Source organism: Mycobacterium sp. (assembly GCF_019243155.1).
In the GTDB taxonomy this organism is placed as follows: Bacteria; Actinomycetota; Actinomycetes; order Mycobacteriales; family Mycobacteriaceae; genus Mycobacterium.
This window is the reverse complement of the sequence record NZ_JAFAUS010000181.1, coordinates 1-5,386: the sequence shown is the minus strand read 5'-3', so window position 1 is coordinate 5,386 and position 5,386 is coordinate 1. Positions and strand designations below refer to the sequence as shown.

Annotated in this window: 5 protein-coding genes and 1 pseudogene; all 6 read left to right on the top strand. The window is 66.5% G+C overall.

The genetic code is table 11. The features are described 5' to 3' along the window. Positions 1-556: pseudogene (gene fusA / locus JOZ00_RS08860) on the top strand (elongation factor G); the annotation flags it as partial. 160 nt (positions 557-716) lie between these two features. After that, complete coding sequence (gene tuf, locus JOZ00_RS08855; protein WP_293342610.1) at positions 717-1,907, top strand: elongation factor Tu; 1,191 nt, start codon at positions 717-719, stop codon at positions 1,905-1,907. 134 nt (positions 1,908-2,041) lie between these two features. Then, positions 2,042-2,779 (top strand): PE family protein, encoded by a 738-nt coding sequence (locus JOZ00_RS08850; RefSeq protein WP_293342607.1) that lies wholly within the window; start codon positions 2,042-2,044, stop codon positions 2,777-2,779. A 33-nt stretch (positions 2,780-2,812) separates the two neighbouring features. Then, positions 2,813-3,643, top strand: a complete 831-nt coding sequence (locus JOZ00_RS08845) for an SHOCT domain-containing protein (protein ID WP_293314906.1) — start codon at positions 2,813-2,815, stop codon at positions 3,641-3,643. Between the two features lie 79 nt (positions 3,644-3,722). Further along, a complete protein-coding gene (locus JOZ00_RS08840; protein WP_293314905.1) occupies positions 3,723-4,541 on the top strand; it encodes a mycofactocin-coupled SDR family oxidoreductase in 819 nt (272 codons plus the stop codon). 24 nt (positions 4,542-4,565) lie between these two features. Continuing rightward, positions 4,566-5,386, top strand: an 821-nt coding sequence (locus JOZ00_RS08835; RefSeq protein ID WP_293342604.1) for an FAD-dependent oxidoreductase, incomplete at its 3' end; no start/stop codon positions are given.

The following is a 5,386-nucleotide window of genomic DNA, read 5'->3' as shown; positions in this document are numbered from 1 at the left end:
CAACCTCGAGCCGTTCCACGGCGAAGACGGTGCGACCTACGAGTTCGAGAACAAGGTCACCGGTGGCCGCATCCCGCGGGAGTACATCCCATCGGTCGACGCCGGTGCGCAAGACGCCATGCAATACGGCGTGCTGGCCGGCTACCCACTGGTCAACCTGAAGGTCACCCTGCTCGACGGAGCCTTCCACGAGGTCGACTCGTCGGAGATGGCGTTCAAGATCGCCGGTTCCCAGGTGCTGAAAAAGGCTGCGCAGCAAGCGCAACCGGTCATCCTGGAACCGATCATGGCAGTCGAGGTCACCACGCCCGAGGACTACATGGGCGACGTGATCGGCGACCTGAACTCCCGCCGTGGCCAGATCCAGGCCATGGAGGAGCGGAGCGGTGCACGCGTCGTTCGGGCGCACGTGCCGCTGTCGGAGATGTTCGGCTACGTCGGCGACCTGCGGTCCAAGACTCAAGGCCGGGCGAACTACTCCATGGTGTTCGACTCGTATGCCGAAGTGCCGGCGAATGTCTCGAAGGAGATCATCGCGAAGGCGACGGGCGAGTGAGTGTCAACTCACGAGCTCGGAGCCGAGCAATCTGCCGAAGCGAAGGCGACGGGTGAGTAAACACCGCCCCGGAGTAACCTGGCCCGGTCACTAACCGCGGCACAACTGAAAACACCAACACTGCTTTTATAAGCACCAACAAGTCCAGGAGGACACAGAAGTGGCGAAGGCGAAGTTCGAGCGGACGAAGCCGCACGTCAACATCGGGACCATCGGTCACGTTGACCACGGCAAGACCACCCTGACCGCGGCTATCACCAAGGTTCTGCACGACAAGTACCCGGCGTTGAACGAGTCGCGTGCATTCGACCAGATCGACAACGCGCCTGAGGAGCGTCAGCGCGGTATCACGATCAACATCTCCCACGTGGAGTACCAGACCGAGAAGCGCCACTACGCGCACGTCGACGCGCCTGGCCACGCGGACTACATCAAGAACATGATCACCGGTGCCGCCCAGATGGACGGCGCGATCCTGGTGGTCGCCGCCACGGACGGCCCGATGCCGCAGACCCGTGAGCACGTGCTGCTGGCCCGTCAGGTCGGCGTGCCCTACATCCTGGTCGCGCTGAACAAGGCCGACATGGTCGACGACGAGGAGCTGCTCGAGCTCGTCGAGATGGAGGTCCGCGAACTGCTGGCCGCCCAGGAGTTCGACGAGGAGGCTCCGGTCATCCGGGTCTCGGCGCTGAAGGCGCTTGAGGGCGACGCCGAATGGGTCAAGTCCGTCGAGGACCTGATGGACGCCGTCGACGAGTCGATCCCGGACCCGGTCCGCGAGACCGACAAGCCGTTCCTGATGCCCGTCGAGGACGTCTTCACGATCACCGGTCGTGGCACCGTGGTCACCGGCCGTGTCGAGCGCGGCGTGATCAACGTGAACGAGGAAGTCGAGATCGTCGGCATCAAGCCGACCAGCACCAAGACCACGGTCACCGGTGTGGAGATGTTCCGCAAGCTGCTCGACCAGGGTCAGGCCGGCGACAACGTCGGACTGCTGCTGCGTGGTATCAAGCGTGAGGACGTCGAGCGCGGCCAGGTTGTGGTCAAGCCCGGCACCACCACGCCGCACACCGAGTTCGAGGGCAGCGTCTACATCCTGTCCAAGGACGAGGGCGGCCGGCACACGCCGTTCTTCAACAACTACCGCCCGCAGTTCTACTTCCGCACCACCGACGTGACCGGTGTGGTGACGCTGCCGGAGGGCACCGAGATGGTGATGCCCGGTGACAACACGAACATCTCGGTGAAGCTGATCCAGCCCGTCGCCATGGACGACGGTCTGCGGTTCGCGATCCGTGAGGGCGGCCGCACCGTCGGCGCCGGCCGGGTCGTCAAGATCATCAAGTAGTTTCCGCTTCAGCGATAAAGCCCGGGCTGCCGAATCAGGCAGTCCGGGCTTTATGCTTCGCGAACGCGCCGACTCAGCTAACATTTTCGTCATTGCGCGTCGGTGGCCCCGATGGTGGCCAGGGAGGTTCCCGTATGTCGTTCGTAAACGCGACACCGGAGTACATTTCCGCTGCAGCGACGGACTTGGCCAATATCGGGGCGATTATCACCTCGGCTAACACGGCGGCCTCGGTCCCCACGTCGAGCATGTTGGCGCCCGGCTCCGACGAGGTGTCGGCCAGCGTTGCGGCACTCTTCGGCGCGCACTCGCAGGTCTACCAGGCGCTGAGCATCCAGGCCGCCGCGTTTCACACCCAATTCGTGCAGCTGATGAACGGCGGCGCGGTGCAGTACGCCGCCACCGAGGCCGCCAACGTCGCGCCGCTGCAGACCATGGCCGCGGCGCCCGCTTCGATGGGCGCGCAGGTCCCGGCCGCGGCTGCGGGTCTACTGGGCGGCTCGGTTTCGGCCGCCCCGGCGGCGCCTCTGACATCGGCGGTCGCTTCGGCGTCCGCGGTCGCCCCGGCGCCGGCAGGTGCCGCGTCGATCGCGGCGGCTCCGGCATCGGCCACGCTCACCTCGACCGTCGCCCCGGTCGCCCCGACGCGAGCGGTGACGCCCGCCTACGCGGCAGCCACCACGGCGACGGCGCCGACGCCGACACCGGCCAGCACGATTTCGGCTCCGGCAGTGGAGGCCACTCCCGCCTCCACCATGCCGGTGTCGCCCGGCACCCCGGTGGTGGCCTCGCCCCACTCATCGGCGCCGGCTGCTCCCGCGGCGTCGTCGAAGAGCCAGGCGCCGCCGCCGGTTCGACTCAAGGTGGATTAGGCCCGGCACTCCCGGCGAGGCGAGGAGACGCACGTGTTGGCGCGCTACCTGAAGGCGCAGTTGGTGGTTCTGCTGTGCGGCGGCCTGGTCGGGCCGATTTTCCTGGTCGTGTACTTCGTCCTCGGGCTCGGCAGCCTGCTGCAGTGGATGCTCTACGTGGGTCTGCTCATCACCGTTGCCGACGTGGTGATCGCGATCGCGTTGGCCAACTACGGGGCGAAGTCGTCGGCGAAGAACGCGGAGCTCGAGCAGAACGGCGTGCTGGCGCTCGCGCAGATCACCGGCATCACCGAGACCGGCACGTGGGTCAACAACCAACAGGTCATCAAGGTGCACCTGCACATCTCCGGTCCCGGGTTGTTGCCGTTCGACAGTGAAGACCGGGTCATCGCCAGCGTCACCCGGCTCGGCAATCTCAACGCCCGCAAGGTCGTCGTCCTGGTCAACCCGACCACCGGCGAATACCGAATCGACTGGGAGCGAAGCGCTTTGGTCAACGGCCTGGTGCCCGCGCAGTTCACGGTGGCGGAAGACAACAAGACCTACGACCTCAGCGGGCAAGCCGGGCCGCTGATGGAGATCCTGCAGATCCTCAAGGCCAACGGCGTTCCGCTCAACCGCATGGTCGACATCCGGACGAACCCCGCGTTGCGCCAGCAGATTCAGGCGGTGGTGCGCCGCGCGGTCCAGAACCAGGCCCCCACCCCGCAGCCGGCACCCGCGGGCGGGCCGGCGCCGGTGGTCACCCCGCCGCAACCGTCGATCGCTCAGCGGCTGCAGGAATTGGAGACGTTACGGGCCGGCGGCGCGCTGACCGACGAGGAATACAACAGTCGCCGCGCCCAGATCATCGCCGAGATCTGATTCCGACGCCGAGCTAGAACACGTTTCAGTTTCGCTGCTAGCCTTGCTTGTCTATTTCGGTGATGGAAGGGGCGAAGGCGTGACTGGATCGCTGCAGGGACGGGTGGCGTTCATAACCGGCGCTGCCCGGGCCCAGGGACGGGCGCATGCGGTGCGGCTGGCCCGCGAGGGTGCCGACGTCATCGCGCTGGACATCTGCGCGTCCGCGTCCGACACGGTGACCTACACCCCGGCCACCCCCGAGGACCTCAACGAGACCGTGCGCCTCGTCGAAGCCGAGGGCCGCAAGATATTGGCCCGCCAGGCCGACATTCGCGACGACGCCGCGCTGAAGCAACTGGTGGCCGAGGGCGTCGAACAATTCGGCCGGCTCGACATCGTGGTGGCCAACGCGGGAGTGCTGAGCTGGGGTCGGGTTTGGGAGCTCACCGATGAGCAGTGGAACACCGTCATCGACATCAACCTGACCGGCACCTGGCGCACGCTGCGTGCCACCATTCCCGCGATGATCGAGGCGGGTAACGGCGGCTCCATCGTGGTCGTCAGCTCGTCGGCCGGAGTGAAAGCCACACCGGGCAACGGGCATTACTCGGCCAGCAAACACGGACTCACCGCGCTGACCAACACGCTCGCGATCGAGCTCGGCGAATTCGGTATCCGGGTCAACAGCATCCATCCGTATTCGATCGACACGCCGATGATCGAACCGGACGCGATGATGCAGATTTTTGCCAAGTACCCCAACTTCGTGCACAGCTTTCCCCCAATGCCGTTGCAGCCCAACGGCTTCATGTCGGCCGAGGAAGTATCGGACGTTGTCGTATGGCTTGCCGGCGACGGCGCGGGCACCGTGACGGGCACGCAGGTCCCGGTAGACAAGGGCGCCTTGAAGTACTGATTCGCGATCGTGTATGAACAGCACGTGACCGCTAGCGAACACGAGGACAAGGCCGGCCCGGGGTCGGACAAAGGGTCGGACAAAGGGATTGTGATCGTCGGCGGCGGCCTCGCGGCCGCCCGGACCGCCGAGCAATTGCGGCGGTCGGAGTACACCGGGCCGATCACGATCGTCAGTGACGAGGTGCATGTTCCCTACGACCGGCCACCGTTGTCCAAAGAGGTGTTGCGCAAAGAGGTCGACGACGTCGCCCTCAAACCGCGCGAGTGGTACGACGAGCAGAACATCACCCTGCGACTGGGTGCGGCCGCCACCGGCCTGGACACCGCCGCGCAGACGGTGACGCTGTCCGACGGAGCCGTGATCGGCTACGACGAACTGGTCATCGCGACCGGGCTGGTGCCGCGGCGCATTCCGGCCTTCCCGGATCTCGAGGGCATTCGGGTGCTCCGCTCGTTCGACGAGAGCATGGCGCTGCGCGAGCACGCAACGGCCGCGCAGCGCGCCGTTATCGTCGGGGCCGGCTTCATCGGGTGTGAGGTCGCCGCCAGCTTGCGCAGCCTTGGAGTGGAGGTGGTCCTCGTCGAGCCGCAGCCGACACCGCTGGCCGCGGTGCTCGGCGAGCAGATCGGCGAGTTGGTCGCGCGGCTGCACCGCGAGGAGGGCGTCGATGTCCGCCTCGGTGTCGGGGTGGCCGAGGTGCGCGGCGAAGGACACGTCGACACCGTGGTGCTGGACGACGGCACCGAGCTGCCGGCCGACGTGGTGGTCGTCGGGATCGGCTCGAAGCCCGCGACGGAGTGGCTCGCGGGCACCGGCATCGAGGTCGACAACGGCGTGATCTG

Excerpts from the sequence above, each read along its gene's own strand:
- JOZ00_RS08850 (WP_293342607.1), top strand. The coding sequence starts at position 2,042 with ATGTCGTTCGTAAACGCGACACCGGAGTACATTTCCGCTGCAGCGACG.